This window comes from Sulfitobacter sp. F26204 (assembly GCF_026410305.1).
Lineage (GTDB): Bacteria > Pseudomonadota > Alphaproteobacteria > Rhodobacterales > Rhodobacteraceae > Sulfitobacter.
Genome location: NZ_JAPMLQ010000025.1, coordinates 1,101 through 1,594, shown reverse-complemented (window position 1 = coordinate 1,594; position 494 = coordinate 1,101). Strand labels below are relative to the sequence as shown.

Sequence of the window (494 nt, the reverse complement as noted above, 5' to 3'; positions counted from 1 at the left end):
GCAAAAGGCCGCCCCGAATGGAGCGGCCTTTTGTTCTTAGTAGTACCTGTGTGCCGACACCTTGCTCTCGTGATCTTTTCCTGAAGGGGAAAAGACACTGCCACAAGGCGTCGCACTGGCCAGACCTTGCTAAAGCAAAGTCGACCTACTCCGTGATTTTAGAAACCACACCAGCGCCAACAGTCCGGCCACCTTCGCGGATGGCAAAGCGCAGGCCCTGCTCCATGGCGATCGGGGCGATCAGTTCAACGTCGAACTTCAGGTTGTCGCCAGGCATCACCATTTCCGTGCCCTCGGGCAGGTTAACTGTGCCGGTCACATCCGTGGTGCGGAAGTAGAACTGTGGACGGTAGTTCGCAAAGAACGGCGTGTGACGGCCACCCTCTTCCTTGGTCAGGATATAGGCCTCGGCCTCGAACTTGGTGTGCGGGTTCACGGATTTGGGGTGACACAGAACCTGACCGCGCTCAACGCCGTCACGCTCGATACCGCGC

General features: G+C 58.3%; 1 protein-coding gene. It reads right to left on the bottom strand.

Annotated features, from left to right (window positions below; all coding sequences use genetic code 11):
- Window positions 1-145: 145 nt before the first annotated feature.
- Window positions 146-494, bottom strand: a 349-nt coding sequence (locus OS190_RS20470) for an EF-Tu C-terminal domain-related protein (protein WP_502212341.1), incomplete at its 5' end; no start/stop codon positions are given.